This is a genomic window from Mycobacterium sp. P4_H6 (assembly GCF_056400845.1).
This window is the reverse complement of sequence record NZ_JBFUKN010000011.1, coordinates 87685-103509: the sequence shown is the minus strand read 5'-3', so window position 1 is coordinate 103509 and position 15825 is coordinate 87685. Positions and strand designations below refer to the sequence as shown.

Here is a 15825-nt window from a genome sequence, read left to right as displayed (position 1 = left end):
GGTGATCATGCACAACTCCGGGCACAAGGCCTTCTTCAACTCGGCGGCGGCCCGGGCGGTGGGAATCAGCCGCGACACCCCGGACCCCAAGGGCGCCCGGTACGGTCGTGATGACAACGGCGACCTGGACGGCTCCGCGGAGGAATCGGCGGCGGTGTTCCCGCTGATCGGTGGCGCCATCTCGGTGGGGGACTACCCGGCGATGCTGATGGCCGAATGCGACCGCCTCAACCGGGCCGGCCTGACCACCTGTTCGGAGATGGCGTTCGACCCGATGTTCCGGCCGATGCTGGAGGCTCTGCACGATCGGCTGACGGTGCGGCTGCGCACCTATGAGATGTCCACCGCCGAACTGCACACCGATGCCAGCCCGTTCGACGGTGACGATGTGGTGCGCCAGGTCGGTATCAAGATCTGGGTGGACGGTTCGCCGTGGATCGGCAACATCGACCTGAGTTTCCCGTACCTGGACACCGACGCCACCCGCAGCATCGGCGTGATCCCCGGTTCGTGCGGGCACGCCAACTACACCCGCGAGCAGCTGGCGGAGATCGTCGGGACCTTCTACCCGAAGGGCTGGCAGATGGCCTGCCACGTGCAGGGCGACGCCGGCGTCGACACCATCCTGGATGTCTACGAGGAGGCCTTGCGCGCCCACCCGCGCGATGACCACCGGCTGCGACTGGAGCACGTCGGCGCCATCACCGGCGCGCAGCTGGCCCGGGCCCATGCGCTCGGGGTGACCTGCAGCCTGTTCGTCGACCAGTTGCACTACTGGGGTGATGTCATCGTCGACGGGCTCTTCGGGCCGGAACACGGCGAGCGGTGGATGCCGTGCGGTTCGGCGGTGGCGACCGGGATGCGCATCTCGCTGCACAACGATCCGCCGGTGACACCCGAAGAGCCGCTGCGCAATATCAGCGTGGCCGCGACGCGGCGGGCGCCCAGCGGCCGGGTGCTCGCACCGCAGGAGCGGCTCACGGTGGAGCAGGCCATCCGGGCGCAGACCCTCGACGCCGCCTACCAGTTGTTCGCCGACGACCGCATCGGCTCGATCGAGGTCGGCAAATATGCCGATCTTGTTGTGCTGTCGGCAGATCCGCGCGCAGTGGACCCCGAGGAGATCGCCGATCTGGAGGTCCGGGCCACCTATATGGCGGGTCGGCAGGTTCATCCGAAACCCGCGTGAGGGCGTTGCCGGCGTGGCAGGCTGTCGGACATGTCTGACCTGGCAGTCCCACGGTTCCTCGACGAGCGCGTCGCCCACTGGGCGGCCACCAAACCCGATGACGAGGCAGTCACTTATCTGAGCCGGAGTTGGACCTGGGCGCAGTGGGATGACCGCGTCCGCCGGGCCGCCGGCGCGCTGGCCGACCGCGGTGTCGGGCGGGGTGATGTGGTCGCCTTCCTGGACAAGAATCACCCGGCGTGTGTGGAGGTGACCCTCGGTGCGGCCTCGCTGGGGGCGGCGACCGCGATCGTGAACTTCCGGCTGGCCGCCGACGAGATCGACTATGTGCTCAACGATTCCGGGGCCAAGGTGCTCTTCGTGGGGGAGGAACTGCTGGCGGCGGTGACCGCGATCAGGGACCGGTTGCCCGGGGTCGCCGATGTCATCGAGGTCAAGCCCGAGGGTGACGACGAGTACGAGGCGGTGCTGGCCGCGGCCACCCCGGTGCCACGGTGCGCCGATGTGGAGTCCGACGACACCGCCATCGTGATGTATTCGTCGGGCACCACCGGAAAGCCCAAGGGTGTCGCGCTCACCCACGCCAATGTCATCGCCCACACCGTCAACGCGTTCGACGAGTGGCCGTTCGCCGAGGGGGACAAGAACCTGGTTGCGATGCCGCTGTTCCATGTCGGCGGCACGTCCTACATGCAGATCGGGCTGTACAACGGCGTGCCGAGCTACATGACACGCGATGTCGACGGCGCCGCGCTGGCCACCGGGATCCTGGCCGGCGCGAACCGGACGTTCCTGGTGCCCGCGGTGCTGGCCAAGGTGCTGGAGGCCGGCCCGGATGCGGTCAAGCTGTTCGGGGCGCTGAAGACCTACGCCTACGGGGCGTCACCGATGCCACTGCCGTTGCTACGGGAGGCGCTCAAGGCCTGGCCGGACACCGATTTCATCCAGGTGTACGGGCTGACCGAGGTGTGCGGTGTGGTCACGCGGCTGGGCCCCGAGGACCACCGTTCCGGTGATGAAGAGCGGATCATCAGCGCAGGAAAACCGATTCCCGGTGTCGAGGTGCGCTTCGTCGATCCGGATACCCTGCAGGATGTCGAGGCCGGCAAGCAGGGCGAATTATGGTTCCGCACAACACAGTTGATGAAGGGATACCTGAACAGGCCGGAGGCCACCGCGGAGGCGGTCACCGAGGACGGCTGGTTCCGCACCGGTGACATCGGTCGGATGGATCCCGACGGCTATGTCTTCGTGGAGGACCGGATCAAGGACATGATCATCACCGGCGGTGAGAACGTGTACTCGATCGAGGTCGAGCGGATCCTGGCCGAGCATCCGGCGGTCATCGAGGTCGCGGTGTTCGGTGTGCCCGACGAGAAGTGGGGTGAGGCGGTCAAGGCCGTGGTGGCCCTGGAGGGTGACGGTGTCGCCGAAGCCGAGCTGATCGCCTGGGCACGTGAGCATCTGGCCGCCTACAAGTGCCCCAAGACCGTCGATATCATTGACGCGCTGCCGCGTAATCCCACCGGCAAGATCCTGAAGAAGGATCTGAGGCAACCGCACTGGGAGGGTCGCGATCGCGCCACCGTTTGAGTGCCCGCCGCTCGACGATCTGCTGGATCGTCTGCACGTCGTCGCGCTGCCCATGCGGGTGCGTTTCCGCGGTATCACCGTTCGCGAGGTGGCGCTGTTCGACGGCCCGGCCGGTTGGGGCGAGTTCGGCGCCTTCGGTGAGTACGGGCCGCCCGAGGCGGCGCACTGGCTGCTGTCGGCCATCGAGGCCGCCTACCGGAAGCCACCGGTGCCGCTGCGTGACCGCATCCCGGTCAACGCGACCGTTCCCGCCGTCGAACCGGAGCGGGTGCCCGAGGTGCTGGCCCGGTTCCCGGGGGCGCAGACCGCGAAGGTGAAGGTCGCCGAGCCCGGGCAGACGCTGGCCGATGACATCGCGCGGGTCGAGGCGGTGCGTGCGGCGGTGCCGAAGGTGCGCGTCGACGCCAACGGCGGCTGGAGCGTGGCCGAGGCGGTGGCCGCGGCCGGCGCGCTCGGTCCGCTGGAGTACCTCGAACAGCCGTGTGCCACGGTCGAAGAGCTCGCCACGCTGCGGCGGCAGATCGACGTCCCGATCGCGGCGGACGAATCGATTCGCAAGGCCGCCGACCCTTTTCGGGTGGTCGCGCTGGGGGCAGCCGATATCGCGGTGGTGAAGGTCGCGCCGCTGGGCGGGGTGGATCCGCTGCTGGTGATCGCGGCCCGGATCGGTATTCCGGTGGTGGTGTCGAGTGCGCTGGACAGTGCGGTCGGTATGTCGCGGGGGTTGCTGGCCGCGGCCTGCCTGCACGAGCTGCCCTACGCCTGCGGTCTGGGCACGGGTGGGCTGTTCGTTGAGGATGTCGTCGACCCGGTCGCCCCCGTCGACGGCCAGCTGTCCGTCGGGCCGGTCATCCCGGACCCGGCCCGGTTGGCTGGGCTGGCGGCGCCCGCGGACCGGCGGCAGTGGTGGATCGACCGGATCCGCGCCTGCTACCCGCTCTCATATAAGTAGGCGCCTACTCTGCTCGGCCCCGACCAACGGTTTCAGACTCGAGGTCATGAYCGATTTCAAAGTGGGTCTGATGGACCCGATCATTGCGTCCAGGCCCACCGTCGATACCTTCACCCGAGCCACCTACCTGTCGGCGGTGGCCAACAGGGTGGACTCGTTCTGGGTGCCCGACCACCTGAATGCGCTGTTCCCACGTGCTTTGTGGCAGCCGAAGTTCAGCGGCGCCGCCAGGATTCTGCCCTCCGCGGATGCCTATCTCGAGCCATGGACCATGCTCGGGCACATCGCGGCGCGAAACAGGGTGGGCCGACTGCGTCTCGGGGTCGGCGTCACGGACACCGGCCGGCGCAACCCGGCAGTCACCGCGCAGGCCGCCGCCACCCTGCATCTGCTCAGCAAGGGCCGCGCCATCCTCGGGATCGGAACAGGGGAGCGGGAGGGCAATGAACCCTATGGTGTCCCCTGGGACAAGCCGGTGGCGCGATTCGAGGAAGCCATGGCCACCATTCGCGCGCTGTGGAATTCCGGCGGTGAGTTGGTGAATCGGGATTCCCCGTATTTCCCGCTGCACAACGCAAGTTTCGATCTCCCGCCGTACCGCGGGAAGTGGCCGGAGATCTGGATTGCCGCACACGGGCCCCGCATGCTGCGTGCCGCCGGCCGCTACGCCGACGGGTATTTTCCGGCCTTTCCACACATGCCGCAGGAGTACGCCCAGCGGTTGGCGGCGGTGCGCACGGCCGCCTCCGATGCCGGACGCGATCCTTCCGCGATCGTTCCGGCGATGTGGTTCATGGTCGTGACCGGCCGCACCCACGACGATGTCGAGGAGGCGCTCGATTCAGAGGTGTTTCGCRCCGGGGCCTTGAACGCGCCAGATGCGTTCTACGCGAAACACGGTGCACAGCACCCGCTCGGTGAAGGTTTCGCCGGCGCGCAGGACATCCTGCCTCAGAGCTGGGATGAGCAGACCGCACTGTCACACATCAAGAAAGTTCCCAAAGAGGTGGTGCGCAGCATGCTGTTGTGCGGTACACCCGATGAGATCCTGGAGCGGGCGGCAGAGTGGCGTGCTCACGGGGTGCGCTATCTCGTCCTGTCCGATGTCACTGCCTTGCAGCGCAACACGCGAAAGGGCTTGGCCGCGATGCCGTCCTTCTTCAAGGTCGTGCGTGCCCTGAAGAAGTTCTGATCCCTTGGCCGGCAGCCGGACCGACATGACCTCGGGTAAATCGGTACTGCCGGTAGTACTACGTGTACCGCAGTACTACCGCTGGTACTACATTTCGCAAGGTCTTGTCGTCACCGGCGGCGGTTCGTCAGTTTCTGCAGTACCCACTGGTTGAGAGAAACTCCCTGTTCTGCCGATTCGACCGCCAGGTGCGCGTGCAACTCCGGCGACATGCGCACCACGAACTTTCCGCTGTACTCGCGGTCGGTGAGCGATTCCGGCGGCGTCCAGCCGGTGCCCTCGGCCAGCGCTACGTCGTCGTTCACCAATTTCTCGACCGCGGCGATGGACTCGCCCGCCGTCTGCCCGCGTCCCCGGAGCCCGGGAAATTCGAGGCAGGTACCGACGTAACACCGATCGCCGGGCGACCACATGGCGCGGTAGGTGTATTCAGTCATATCGCAGGATCGCGCGTACCTCCGACATGTCCTGATCTGTGGGGTGCCCGGCGTAGACGCCATCGGAAATCACGATCACCATGAGAGACGTGAAGCGATCAGTGGTGCTGCTCGGCTACCCGGGCGTGCAGGCACTCGATCTGGTCGGGCCGTTCGAGGTGTTCAGTACCGCCACGCTCATCCTGGCAAGCCAGGGCCGCTACGAGGATGGCTACGAGATCATCATCGCCTCGCCGGACGGCAGCCCGGCCAGTACCTGGAACGGCCTGCAGATCGTCGCGCAACCGCTGCCGCACCACCGGGTCGACACGGTGCTGGTCCCCGGCGGCGCCGGGATCGAGGATCTGCGCCGCAACCCCGATGTCCTCGACTGGCTCCGGCGCGCGGCCAAGACCGCCCGCCGGGTGGTCAGCGTGTGCACCGGGGCCTTCCTGGTGGCCGAGGCCGGCCTGCTCGACGGGTGCCGGGCCACCACCCACTGGGCCTTCGCCGACCGGTTGGCCGCCGAATTCCCCGATGTGTCGGTCGATCCCGATCCCATCTTCGTGCGCAGCTCGGACACGGTGTGGACGGCGGCCGGTGTCACCGCCGGCATCGACCTGGCGCTGTCCCTGGTCGAAGACGACCACGGCACCGAACTCGCGCAGACCGTGGCCCGCTGGCTGGTGCTCTATCTGCGCCGGCCCGGCGGCCAGACCCAGTTCGCGGCGCCGGTGTGGGCGCCGCGCGCCAAGCGTGCACCCATCCGCGACGTCCAGGAACACATCGAGACCGAACCCGGTGGCGTACACAGCATCAGCGAGCTGGCCCGCCGCGCGGCCATGAGCCCGCGGCACTTCACCCGGGTGTTCACCGACGAGGTCGGCGAGGCCCCCGGCAGCTACGTCGAGCGGGTCCGCACCGAAGCCGCCCGCCGGCAACTGGAGCAAACCGACGACACCGTCACCGTGATCGCCGCCCGGTGCGGCTTCGGCACCGCAGAAACCATGCGGCGCAACTTCGTTCGACGGGTCGGCATCTCGCCCGACCACTACCGCAAGACGTTTGCCTGAAGGAGAGATCATGCAGATCGCGATCGTGCTGTACCCCGGATTCACCGCACTGGATTTCATCGGCCCCTATGAGGTGCTGCACTACCTGCCCGATGCCGAGGTGCGCTTCCTCTGGCATGAGCCCGGACCGGTCACGGCCGACTCCGGTGTGCTGACCGTCGGTGCCACCCATACGTTCGACGAGACCCCGTCACCGGACATCATCCTGGTCCCCGGCGGCCCGACCACCTTCGAGCACGCCCGCGACGAGAAGGTGCTCGCCTGGCTGCGCACGGCGGATGCCACCTCCACCTGGACCACCTCGGTGTGCTCGGGATCGGTGTTACTGGCCGCGGCCGGGCTGCTCGAGGGCCGCAAGGCCACCTCGCACTGGATCGTCGTGCCGTTGCTCAAGACCTTCGGCGGGGTGACCGCGGTCGGTGACGAGCGGATCGTGCACCAGGGCAAGTATGTGACCGCGGCGGGGGTGTCCGCCGGGATCGACCTGGGATTGTGGCTGGCCGGGCAGATTTCCGGCGAGTCGCGGGCCAAAGCCATCCAGCTGGGTATCGAATACGACCCGCAGCCGCCGTTCGACTCCGGGCACCTCTCGAAGGCCTCGGTGGCCACCAAGGCCGCCGCCACCGCGTTGCTGTCCCGCGACGTGCTGAAGCCGGCCACCCTGAAGGCCAGCACACAGCTGCTGTGGGACCAGGCGATCCGCAAGGTCCGCGCCCGCAAGTAGGCTCGAGCGGGTGAATCTCGCTTACGTCGACAAGGGCGGCACCGGCGAACCGGTGCTCTTCATCGCGGGCCGCGGAGGCGCGGGCCGCACCTGGCACCTGCATCAGGTCCCGGTTTTCCAGCGGGCCGGCTACCGCGTGATCACGTTCGACAACCGTGGCGTCGGTGCCACCGAGAATGCCAGCGGTTTCACCACCGAGCAGGTGGTCGCCGATACCGCGTCCCTGATCGAGAAGGTGGTCGGCGGGCCGGTCCGGGTGGTCGGGGTGTCCATGGGCTCGTTCATCGCCCAGGAGCTGATGGTGTCCCGCCCCGAGCTGGTCAGCCAGGCGGTGCTGATGGCGACCCGGGGCCGGCACGACGGCGCGCGTGACTTCTTCAACAGGGCCGAACGCGAGTTCCACGACGCGAGCATCACGCTGCCGCCCAGCTATGACGCGAAAATTCGGCTGCTGGAGAACTTCTCGCCCAAGACGCTGAACGACGACCGCGCGGTGCGTGACTGGGCCGAGATGTTCACCATGTGGCCCACGAAATACACCCCGGGCCTGCGCAGCCAGCTCGCGGTCGCCCCGGAGGGCAACCGGTTGCCGGCCTACGCGCACATCAAGGCTCCGGTGCTGGTCATCGGGTTCGGCGACGACGTGCTGATGGCGCCGCACCTGAGCCGGGAGGTGGCCGAGTCCATACCGGCAGGCCGCTACCTGGAGATCCCGGACGCCGGTCACCTGGGCTTCATCGAGCACCCCGATGCGGTCAACGAGGCGATCCTGGAATTCTTTGCTGAAGCCAAGCAATAGGCTGTTCGTGTGAACCCCTCGACGACTCAGGCCCGCGTCGTCGTCGACGAACTGATCCGCGGCGGCGTCCGCGACGTGGTGCTGTGTCCCGGGTCGCGCAACGCCCCGCTGGCCTTCGCGCTGCACGACGCGGACCGGGCCGGGCGCATCCGTCTGCACGTGCGCATCGACGAACGCACCGCCGGCTTCCTGGCCATCGGGCTGGCGGTCTCGGGACAGGCACCGGTGCCCATCGCGATGACCTCGGGCACCGCGGTCGCCAATATCGGTCCGGCCGTGGTCGAGGCCAACTACGCACGGGTGCCGCTGATCGTGCTGAGCGCCAACCGGCCCTACGAGTTGCTGGGCACCGGCGCCAACCAGACCATGGAACAGCTCGGCTATTTCGGCAGCCAGGTGCGGGCGAGTATCAGCCTCGGACTCGCCGAAGACGGCGACATGGCCGCGGCCAATGCGCAGTGGCGCTCGGCGACCTGCCGGGTGTTGGTGGCGGCCAAGGGATCTCGTACCGCCAATGCGGGGCCGGTGCAGTTCGACATCCCGCTGCGCGAGCCGCTGGTCCCGGACGCCGACAGTGACCGCGCGACCCCGGACGGCCGGCCCGACGGGCGCTCCTGGACCTACACGCCGCCGGTCACCTTCGATCAGCCGCTGGACATCGACCTCACCCCCGACACCGTCGTCATCGCCGGTCACGGAGCGGGCCCGCACCCCAACCTGGCCGGGCTGCCCACCGTCTCCGAGCCGACCGCGCCGCCGGCGGCCAACCCCCTGCATCCGCTGGCGCTGCCGCTGCTGCGCCCGCAACAGGTCATCATGGCCGGCCGCCCCACCCTGCACCGCACGGTGTCCACGCTGCTGGCCGACTCCTCGGTGCCGGTCTTCGCGCTGACCACCGGACCGCGCTGGCCCGACGTATCGGGCAACTCGCAGGCCACCGGCACCCGCGCGGTGACCTCCGGCACGCCCGATCCGGCCTGGCTGAAGCGYTGCGCCGAGCTCAACGAGCGCACCTGCGCGGCCGTACACAGTCAGCTCGACGAGCATCCGCACACCACCGGCCTGCACGTGGCGGCCGCAGTGGTCGCCGGTCTGCGCGACGGGGACCAGTTGGTGCTCGGCGCCTCCAACCCGGTGCGCGACATCGCCCTGGTCGGATTGAGTGCGCCCGGGGTCAAGGTGCGGTCCAACCGCGGGGTCGCCGGTATCGACGGCACCGTGTCGACCGCGATCGGCGCCGCACTGGCCCACGAGCGGTCCGACGGTGGGGGCACCGTCGCACTGATCGGTGACCTGACCTTCGTGCACGACAGCTCGGGCCTGCTGATCGGGCCCACCGAGCCGAGACCGCGCAACCTGACCATCGTGGTGTCCAACGACAACGGCGGTGGCATCTTCGAACTGCTGGAGCAGGGCGACCCGCGGTTCTCCGATGTGTCCGCGCGCGTCTTCGGCACCCCGCACGACGTGGACATCGCGGCGCTGTGCCGGGCCTATCACGTGGACAGCAGGCAGGTCGAGGTGGACGGYCTTGCCGACGCACTGCGCGAACCGTTCGACGGGATGCGGGTGCTGGAGGTGAAGGCCGACCGGTCCTCGCTCCGTGCGCTGCACGCGTCCATCCGGGCGGCGCTCYAGTGCACCTGCTCACCACGCTGAAAGACCGGTGGTGGCACCGGGTTCCGCGGATGTTCGGGGACGGCACCGAGACCAGGCCCCAGCGGGTCATCCGGCGGGTGYGGGTCGGGATCATCCTGGCCGCGTGTCTGGTCACGTTGCAGTCGGTGCTGCTGGTGCTGGGCGCCTGGGAGAACGACCGCCGCATCGAGGCCGATATGGGTGTCGCGGCCGCCGAGGTGCTCGACGCCGGCCCGCGACGGTCGACCATCGAATTCGTCACCCCCGACCGGGTGACCTACCGGCCTGAACTCGGCGTGCTCTATCCCTCCGAACTGGACACCGGGATGCGGATCTACGTGGAGTACGACCGCTCGGACCCCGATCTGGTGCGGGTGCAGCACCGTAACGCGGCGCTGGCCATCATCCCGGCCGGGTCGATCGCGGTGCTGGGCTGGCTGATCGCCGGGACGGCGCTACTGGTGGTGGCGGTCATCGCCCGGCGGGTCGAGGAACAGGCCATCAACGATCAGGCCGCCCAGGATCAGGACGACGCCATCAACTTGTCGAGCCAGTCCTCCTCGTAGATGTCGACCTTCTCGTCGTTCACCAGGTCGTACACCGTCGGTGTCCCGGTGTTCTCCGAGTCGACCATGTACAGGAAGTCGTAGTTGGTCTCATCCATCTCGACGGCGTCCACCGCGGCCTCGCCGTCGGCGATCCGCTGTGCCAGTTCGCCGGGTATCCCGGCGGTGCGGGCCTTGTCGGCCAGCTCGTCATCGGTCGGTCCCTTGCCGGACGGATCCTGGTCGGCCCACAGTTCCTCGACGAACTTCTGGAACGCCACCGCGGGTGTGCTGCCGTCCTGGGCCGCGACGAACAGCGCATTGCTGACCCGCTCGGAGTAGTGCGAGCCCGACATCTCCAGGAAGGTCATGGGGCGGTAGGTGACGGCGAGTTGGCCGGCGGCGATATGGCGCTGGATCGATTCGCCGACTTCGCGCTGCAGGTCCGCGCAGTGCGTGCACTGCGGTTCGGCGAAGATCTCGATCTGCACCGGCGCCTCGTCGAATCCGGCGTGGATACCGAAACCGTCCTCACTCACCTGCGTCAACGGCTTGATCGGGTCGGAAAGGGCGCTACCTTCGATCTGGCGTGTGCAGCCCACGGCGGTCAGCAGCGTCAAACCGGTGAGCAAGGCCAACATTCGATGCACGTGGCCACCGTACCGCTGTCGTGGTGTTCGCACGCCATATGCCCGCTGGCAACCGTGCTGTCAACCTGCGGTGCGACAGTCGGCGATGTGCGCGTTGCAATCGTTGCCGAATCCTTCCTCCCGAACGTCAACGGCGTGACCAACTCGGTGCTTCGGGTGATTGAGCATCTCCGGCGCTCGGGACACGAAGTTCTGGTCATCGCACCGGACTCCCCGCGCGGCCTGCCGCCCGCCGATCGTGTGCACGACGGGGTCCGGGTTCACCGGGTGCCCTCGCACATGTTCCCGAAGGTGACCTCGCTGCCACTCGGGGTCCCGCTGCCCCGGATCGTCGGTGTACTACGCGGTTTCGATCCCGATGTGGTGCATCTGGCGTCACCTGCGCTGCTCGGCTGGGGCGGCGTGCACGCCGCCCGGTACCTCGATGTCCCCGCGGTGGCCGTCTTCCAGACCGATGTCGCCGGCTTCGCCGAGAGCTACGGCGTCGGCGTGCTGTCCCGGGTGTCCTGGGCGTGGACCCGCCGGTTGCACAGCAAGGCCGACCGCACCCTGGCACCGTCCACCTCGGCGATGGAAAATCTTGCTGCCCATGGTGTTCCGCGCCTGCACAAGTGGGGACGCGGGGTCGACATCACCGGCTTCGTGCCGTCGGCGCGCGATGAATCGTTGCGGGCCAAGTGGTCTCCGGCCGGAAAGCCGGTCATCGGTTTCGTCGGCAGGCTCGCCCCGGAGAAACATGTCGAGCGGCTGGCCACCCTTGCCGCCCGTGATGACCTGCAGGTCGTGGTCGTCGGCGACGGTGTCGACAAGGGAAAGCTCGAATCACTGATGCCCACAGCGGTTTTCACCGGCGAGCTGCGTGGCACGGATCTCGCCGCCGCCTACGCCAGCATGGATGTCTTCGTGCACCCCGGCGAACACGAGACGTTCTGCCAGGCCGTCCAGGAGGCGATGGCCTCCGGTCTTCCGGTGATCGCTCCCGATGCCGGAGGCCCGCGCGATCTGGTCGTTCCGATGCACACCGGCCTGCTGCTGGGCGTCGGCGAGTTCGAGACCCGCCTCTCGGGCGCCGTCGACCACCTGTTCGCCGAGCGGGCCCGCTACTCGGCGGCCGCGAGGCGCAGCGTGCTCGCCCGCACCTGGCCGGCCGTCTGCGACGAACTCCTGGAGCATTACGAGTCGGTCATCGGCCAGCGACGTCGTAAGGCCGCCTAGCGAATCTGCACGACGCAATGTGTTGACACTTCTTGGCAGCGGCCACCATGGTTAGCTGCGAAGGGGGTGCGTGCGTGTGAACCGAATTCTCAGGGGCGTGGACCCCGCCGTGCTGTGGGGCTCGGCGGTGGTCATCACCGGTTTCGTGGGCTGGGGTCTGATCGCCCCGGAAAGCCTCGGCTCGGTGATGACGTCCACGCTCAACTGGATCATCGGCAACTTCAGCTGGGCTTTCGTGCTGATCGCCACCGCCGTCCTGGTGGTGTGCATCGTGCTGGTGTTCAGCAGGTGGGGCAAGATCCGGCTGGGCCCTGACGATTCCCGCCCGCAGTTCAACACGTTCTCCTGGGTGTCGATGATGTTCGCGGCCGGCCTGGGTGCGGGTTTGCTGTTCTTCGGTGTGGCCGAACCCGTTACGCACTGGACCGCCCCGCCGCACGGGCTGGCCACTCCGGAGAGCGAAGAGGCCGCCCTGCTGGCCCTGCGCTACACCTACTTCCACTGGGGTTTCAACGGGTGGGCGATGTACGCCGTGATGGGCGGCGCGATGGCCTATTTCGCGTACCGCAAGAACATGCCGATCCTGGTCAGCTCCACCCTGTCGCCGTTCCTGGGCCGTGACGCGCCGTCGCGGCCGCTGGGCCGCCTCGTCGACGGACTGGCGATCGTGGCCACCCTGTTCGGCACGGCGACGGCGCTGGGGCTCAACGGCCTGCAGCTCAACAGCGGTCTGGAATACCTGTTCGGGGTGCAGAAGTCGAACGTGATCGCCGTGCTGATCATCGTGGTGGTGACCGCGCTGTTCATCCTCTCGGCCACCTCCGGGGTGGAGAAGGGCATCAACTACCTGGCCAACCTGGGTGCGGTGGCCACCATCGTGCTGTTCCTGTTCTTCCTGGTTCTGGGCGGCAGCACCGTTCTCGTGGTGTCCAACGGCATCGAGTCGATCGGCAACTACATCCTGCAGGTGCTGCCGATGTCGCTGCAGATGGGCGTGGGTGACGAGGCCTGGATGGCGAGCTGGACCATCTTCTATTGGGCGTGGTGGATCTCGTGGGGTCCCTTCGTGGGAATGTTCGTGGCCCGCATCTCGCGCGGCCGCACCATCCGCGAGTTCGTCCTGGGCGTGGCGGTCGCGCCGACCGGATTCGGGTTCGTCTGGTTCGCGATCGTCGGTGGCACCGGTATCGAGCTGCAACGCAGCGGTGCCGCCGACATCGTCGGCTCGCTGTCCACGCCGGAGCTGGTGCTGTTCACCGCGCTGGACGCGCTGCCGCTGGCCGGCATCGTGTCCTTCCTGTGCATCCTGCTGATCGCCCTGTTCTTCATCAGCGGCGCGGATGCCGCCGCGGTGGTGATGGCGACGATGGCGAGCAAGGGCTCCATCGCGCCGTCCAAGATCGTCACGGTGATCTTCGGCGTGCTGATGGGTGGCATCGCCTGCGCGATGCTGCTTGTCGGTGGCCTCAATGCGTTGCAACAGGCCGCCATCCTGGGTGCCGTCCCGTTCACCTTCGTCCTGATCGCGGTGACCTTCGCGTGGTTCAAGGCGCTACGGGAGGAGGACGGCACCGCGGTGCTGGAGGTCGATCTGGCCGAAAGGCCCGAGGCCACGCCGGTCGTCGTCAGCACAGACGGTTCGCCGAAGTGACCGCGGGAAGGGAAGATTCACAGGTGGCCCGCGACTTCCTGCGCAGCGTCGATCTCGCAACACCACTGCGGCACTGAATCCACCAGGAGAGGCATATGTCCGGTTCGCGACCCAATATCTTCGAAGGCGTCACCGACTACTTCACCGAGCTCACCCGGATGCGCAGCCTGGGCATCCACGGTGCGCCGGAGGCCGAGCGCACGCACGCCTCCGCATGGGTGCCGGTCACCGACATCTTCGCCCGCGGCGACGACCTGGTGGTCCGCGTCGAACTCTCCGGCGTGGACCCCGAAGACGTGGCGCTGAGCTTCAGCCGCGGCGTGCTCACCATCTCGGGCACCCGCGGCCGCGAGCTGCCCGACGACGTCGAATTCCTGGTGCACGAACGCTATTACGGTGAGTTCCGCAGGCTGATCACGTTGCCCAAGGACACCCGCACCGAGCAGATTTCCTCGGTGCTGGACCGCGGACTGCTGGTCATCACCGTGCAGGGCGCACTCGGCTCGTCGGTCGCTGCCGAACGCATCGAGGTCGTCGACCGCTCCCAGGAGGCGAGCACGCCCACCGTGCGGTCCGACGAGTAGGGCCGATCACTGCGGGGTGGTGCCGTGACCGTCGAGTTTGCGCAGGAGGTTGTCGGCCACCGTCGGGTCCACTCCCTGCTCGGTGCGCGCGGACAGAATGGCGTTGCGGGCGGCGGTCAGCACTTCGGCCTCCAGCTCGTCCGCTCGTTCCCGGCGGGCAGCGCTGCAGTCGTCGGCCCGCTCCTCGAAACCCAGTCGCAGCCAGACCCTCTCGATGTCGTCGCGGGCGGCCTGCGCGGTCGCCTGATCGATGTCACCGTCTCGGGTGAGCTCGTCCAGGCGTGCGGCGCCGGCCCGGCGAGCCCGCGTGGTGAGCTCACGCTGCAAATCAGCCGTCTGCTCCGGGGGCACCCGGACGTCGAGGCGGCGCACCACCCACGGCAAGGTGGTGCCCTGCAATGTCAACGTCACCACGATGACGACGAAGGCGATGAAGATCAGCCGGTCGCGTTCCGGGAAGTCGACCGGAAGCGCCAGCACGGCGGCCAGCGTGACCACACCCCGCATCCCGGCCCATGACGCGATGAGGCGTTCGCGCCATCCGGTGGGCTCGGCTTCCGGTTTCGACCGGGCGGCCAACCGTTGATCGATGGTGCCGACCACGAAGATCCATCCGAACCGGATCACGATCACGGCGGCCGTGACCACCAGCGCCTGGGTGATCAGCTCGCCGAGGTCGCCAGGAACGGCCTGGGCCACCACCCGCAGCTCGAGCCCCACGAAGGCGAAAGCGGCGCCCGTGACGAGCAGTTCGATGATGTCCCAGGCGGTTTCGGAGACCAGCCGGGTTTGTGCGGATTCGCTGTCGGGATGCCTGCTCAAGGCCAGCGCCAGGGTCACCACGGCGAGCACGCCACTGCCGTGGGCGACATCGGCGATCCCGTACGCCGCGAACGGCATCAGCAGGACGAAGGCGCTACCCACGGGGTGGGCGGGCAGCTTGCCGATCAGCCAGCGCGCCCCCACGGCAAGCACCAGGCCGATACCGACCCCGACGACGACCGACAGGGCCAGACTCGACGCGGCGCCCCACACGGAGAGCGTCCCGGCGACGACGCCGGCGACGGCAACCTCGTAGAGCACCAGTGCGGTCGCGTCGTTGGACAGTCCCTCGCCTTCCAGGGTGGTCCGCAACCGGCGTCGCAGACCCAGCTCACGCACCGCTGCGGTGGCCGCCACCGGGTCCGGCGGTGCCACCGCCGCCCCCAGCGCCAGCGCCGCGAGCAAGGGTGCGCCGGGCACCAGGGCGTGCACCAGCACACCGACGGCGAACGCCGTCACCAGCACCAGTGCGATGGCGAGAAGACCTATGGCCCTGCGGTTGTCGAGAAACTCGCGCCACGATGTGCGGCGGGCCGCAGCGAAGAGCAGTGGCGGTAACACCAGCGGAAGGATCAGCTCCGGGTTGATCGACGGTGTCGGCAAACCCGGGATGAACGCGACCGCCAGACCCGCGACGAGCAGCAGCACCGGGTACGGCAATTTGAGACGCGTCGCCACCGGCGCCAGAAAGACGGTAGCGACGAACAACGCCAGTAGCAGCGTCAGCTGTTCCATTCGCACCGATTCATCCAGCGGATATACCCGCTGCCGCATGCCACAAA

General features: G+C 68.1%; 15 protein-coding genes. 12 read left to right on the top strand and 3 right to left on the bottom strand.

Annotated features, from left to right (window positions below):
- The 4 genes from AC1DTF_RS07070 to AC1DTF_RS07055 all read left to right on the top strand — a co-directional run.
- On the top strand, nt 1-1189 hold a 1189-nt coding region (locus AC1DTF_RS07070; protein WP_477473556.1), incomplete at its 5' end, for an amidohydrolase.
- A gap of 30 nt (nt 1190-1219) precedes the next feature.
- Nucleotides 1220-2782, top strand: coding sequence for a long-chain-fatty-acid--CoA ligase (locus AC1DTF_RS07065; protein ID WP_477473555.1), 1563 nt, complete (start codon nt 1220-1222; stop codon nt 2780-2782).
- Nucleotides 2766-3734 (top strand): o-succinylbenzoate synthase, encoded by a 969-nt coding sequence (locus tag AC1DTF_RS07060; RefSeq protein WP_477473564.1) that lies wholly within the window; start codon nt 2766-2768, stop codon nt 3732-3734. The genes AC1DTF_RS07065 and AC1DTF_RS07060 overlap by 17 nt, the downstream gene beginning before the upstream one ends.
- A 46-nt stretch (nt 3735-3780) precedes the next feature.
- Nucleotides 3781-4926 carry an LLM class flavin-dependent oxidoreductase gene (locus AC1DTF_RS07055; RefSeq protein WP_477473554.1) on the top strand — a complete coding sequence of 382 codons (1146 nt, stop codon included), beginning with the start codon at nt 3781-3783 and terminating at the stop codon, nt 4924-4926.
- Between the two features lie 110 nt (nt 4927-5036).
- Here the strand turns inward: AC1DTF_RS07055 and AC1DTF_RS07050 are convergent, their stop codons facing one another.
- Nucleotides 5037-5363, bottom strand: coding sequence for a type II toxin-antitoxin system HicB family antitoxin (locus tag AC1DTF_RS07050; RefSeq protein ID WP_477473553.1), 327 nt, complete (start codon nt 5361-5363; stop codon nt 5037-5039).
- Between the two features lie 80 nt (nt 5364-5443).
- Between AC1DTF_RS07050 and AC1DTF_RS07045 the strand changes: the two genes are divergently transcribed.
- Genes AC1DTF_RS07045 through AC1DTF_RS07025 form a run of 5 tightly spaced genes read left to right on the top strand, consistent with a single transcriptional unit; the run spans nt 5444 to nt 10142 of the window.
- Entirely contained in the window at nt 5444-6415 is a 972-nt protein-coding gene (locus AC1DTF_RS07045) for a GlxA family transcriptional regulator (protein ID WP_477473552.1), read from the top strand.
- A 10-nt stretch (nt 6416-6425) separates the two neighbouring features.
- A complete protein-coding gene (locus AC1DTF_RS07040; RefSeq protein ID WP_082614045.1) occupies nt 6426-7139 on the top strand; it encodes a DJ-1/PfpI family protein in 714 nt (237 codons plus the stop codon).
- 10 nt (nt 7140-7149) lie between these two features.
- Nucleotides 7150-7938: an alpha/beta fold hydrolase gene (locus tag AC1DTF_RS07035; protein WP_057166447.1), complete on the top strand. Its 789-nt coding sequence runs from the start codon at nt 7150-7152 to the stop codon at nt 7936-7938.
- Nucleotides 7939-7947: 9 nt separating this feature from the next.
- Complete coding sequence (menD, locus tag AC1DTF_RS07030; protein WP_477473551.1) at nt 7948-9597, top strand: 2-succinyl-5-enolpyruvyl-6-hydroxy-3-cyclohexene-1-carboxylic-acid synthase; 1650 nt, start codon at nt 7948-7950, stop codon at nt 9595-9597.
- A 29-nt stretch (nt 9598-9626) separates the two neighbouring features.
- Entirely contained in the window at nt 9627-10142 is a 516-nt protein-coding gene (locus AC1DTF_RS07025; RefSeq protein WP_477473563.1) for a DUF3592 domain-containing protein, read from the top strand.
- Here AC1DTF_RS07025 and AC1DTF_RS07020 read toward each other — a convergent pair.
- Complete coding sequence (locus tag AC1DTF_RS07020) at nt 10100-10762, bottom strand: DsbA family protein (RefSeq protein WP_477473562.1); 663 nt, start codon at nt 10760-10762, stop codon at nt 10100-10102. The genes AC1DTF_RS07025 and AC1DTF_RS07020 overlap by 43 nt on opposite strands.
- Before the next feature lie 96 nt (nt 10763-10858).
- Between AC1DTF_RS07020 and AC1DTF_RS07015 the strand changes: the two genes are divergently transcribed.
- The 3 genes from AC1DTF_RS07015 (at nt 10859) to AC1DTF_RS07005 (ending at nt 14221) form a co-directional block, all read left to right on the top strand.
- Nucleotides 10859-11986: a glycosyltransferase family 4 protein gene (locus AC1DTF_RS07015; protein WP_477473550.1), complete on the top strand. Its 1128-nt coding sequence runs from the start codon at nt 10859-10861 to the stop codon at nt 11984-11986.
- A 97-nt stretch (nt 11987-12083) separates the two neighbouring features.
- Nucleotides 12084-13637, top strand: coding sequence for a BCCT family transporter (locus AC1DTF_RS07010; RefSeq protein ID WP_057166450.1), 1554 nt, complete (start codon nt 12084-12086; stop codon nt 13635-13637).
- Nucleotides 13638-13732: 95 nt separating this feature from the next.
- Nucleotides 13733-14221 (top strand): Hsp20/alpha crystallin family protein, encoded by a 489-nt coding sequence (locus AC1DTF_RS07005; RefSeq protein WP_477473549.1) that lies wholly within the window; start codon nt 13733-13735, stop codon nt 14219-14221.
- Nucleotides 14222-14227: 6 nt separating this feature from the next.
- Here the strand turns inward: AC1DTF_RS07005 and AC1DTF_RS07000 are convergent, their stop codons facing one another.
- Nucleotides 14228-15817 carry a Na+/H+ antiporter gene (locus AC1DTF_RS07000; protein WP_057166452.1) on the bottom strand — a complete coding sequence of 530 codons (1590 nt, stop codon included), beginning with the start codon at nt 15815-15817 and terminating at the stop codon, nt 14228-14230.
- Nucleotides 15818-15825: the final 8 nt, after the last annotated feature.

Excerpts from the sequence above, each read along its gene's own strand:
- AC1DTF_RS07005 (WP_477473549.1), top strand. The coding sequence starts at position 13,733 with ATGTCCGGTTCGCGACCCAATATCTTCGAAGGCGTCACCGACTACTTC.
- AC1DTF_RS07065 (WP_477473555.1), top strand. The coding sequence starts at position 1,220 with ATGTCTGACCTGGCAGTCCCACGGTTCCTCGACGAGCGCGTCGCCCAC.
- AC1DTF_RS07020 (WP_477473562.1), bottom strand. The coding sequence starts at position 10,762 with ATGTTGGCCTTGCTCACCGGTTTGACGCTGCTGACCGCCGTGGGCTGC.
- AC1DTF_RS07045 (WP_477473552.1), top strand. The coding sequence starts at position 5,444 with ATGAGAGACGTGAAGCGATCAGTGGTGCTGCTCGGCTACCCGGGCGTG.
- AC1DTF_RS07000 (WP_057166452.1), bottom strand. The coding sequence starts at position 15,817 with ATGCGGCAGCGGGTATATCCGCTGGATGAATCGGTGCGAATGGAACAG.
- AC1DTF_RS07040 (WP_082614045.1), top strand. The coding sequence starts at position 6,426 with ATGCAGATCGCGATCGTGCTGTACCCCGGATTCACCGCACTGGATTTC.
- AC1DTF_RS07050 (WP_477473553.1), bottom strand. The coding sequence starts at position 5,363 with ATGACTGAATACACCTACCGCGCCATGTGGTCGCCCGGCGATCGGTGT.